This is a genomic window from Alcanivorax sp. HI0083 (assembly GCF_001635175.1).
In genome coordinates, this window is sequence record NZ_LWFX01001398.1 from 1 (window position 1) to 377 (window position 377).

Below are 377 nucleotides of genomic sequence, written 5' to 3' on the forward strand. Positions count from 1 at the left end.
ACACAGGACACCCAGCCCCAGGCCCAACCAGAGCCCCTGCTGGGCGAGGGGGTTGATGCGATGATAAGCTTCGCCGCCCAGATGCCGCGACAGCACCGGGGTGGCGCTCATCAGCACGCCGGTCATGAACAGGAACAGGGGCACCCAGATACTGGCGCCCACGGCCACCGCGGCCAGGTCATTGGCGCTGACTCGCCCGGCCATCATGGTGTCCACAAAGCCGTTGGCCGTCTGCGCCAGTTGCCCACCCAGAATCGGCAGTGCGAGGGTGAGTTGGGCGGCGAGTTCCTGACGGCGGGATAACATAGGCAAGTGCTACTGTTGTAAACGGAACGGTGTGGTGAACGAAATAGATCAGAATCAGGTTCAGACGAAGG

At 62.6% G+C, this 377-nt stretch carries 1 protein-coding gene; it reads right to left on the reverse strand.

The window, feature by feature from the left end; all coding sequences use genetic code 11:
* Positions 1-306: MATE family efflux transporter (locus tag A3754_RS21215; RefSeq protein ID WP_255363150.1), on the reverse strand; the 306-nt coding region annotated here is incomplete at its 3' end.
* Positions 307-377 lie beyond the last annotated feature (71 nt).